Below are 618 nucleotides of genomic sequence, written 5' to 3' on the forward strand. Positions count from 1 at the left end.
GGGGTGACGGCGTACCTTTTGTATAATGGGTCAGCGACTTACGTTCAGTAGCAAGCTTAACCGTATAGGGCAGGCGTAGCGAAAGCGAGTCCGAATAGGGCGTTCAGTTGCTGGGCGTAGACCCGAAACCAGGTGATCTATCCATGGCCAGGATGAAGGTGCGGTAACACGTACTGGAGGTCCGAACCCACTAACGTTGAAAAGTTAGGGGATGAGCTGTGGATAGGGGTGAAAGGCTAAACAAACCTGGAAATAGCTGGTTCTCTCCGAAAACTATTTAGGTAGTGCCTCGTGTCTCACCTTCGGGGGTAGAGCACTGTCATGGTTGGGGGGTCTATTGCAGATTACCCCGCCATAGCAAACTCCGAATACCGAAGAGTGCAATCACGGGAGACAGACATCGGGTGCTAACGTCCGGTGTCAAGAGGGAAACAACCCAGACCGCCAGCTAAGGTCCCCAAATATGGCTAAGTGGGAAACGAAGTGGGAAGGCTAAAACAGTCAGGAGGTTGGCTTAGAAGCAGCCACCCTTTAAAGAAAGCGTAATAGCTCACTGATCGAGTCGTCCTGCGCGGAAGATGTAACGGGGCTAAGCCATATACCGAAGCTGCGGATGCG

1 rRNA gene is annotated in these 618 nt (G+C 52.4%); it reads left to right on the forward strand.

The features are described from left to right. Window positions 1–618: ribosomal RNA gene (locus BST28156_RS34565) — 23S ribosomal RNA — on the forward strand; the annotation flags it as partial.

The sequence above is a fragment of the Burkholderia pseudomultivorans genome (assembly GCF_902499075.1).
In the GTDB taxonomy this organism is placed as follows: Bacteria; Pseudomonadota; Gammaproteobacteria; order Burkholderiales; family Burkholderiaceae; genus Burkholderia; species Burkholderia pseudomultivorans.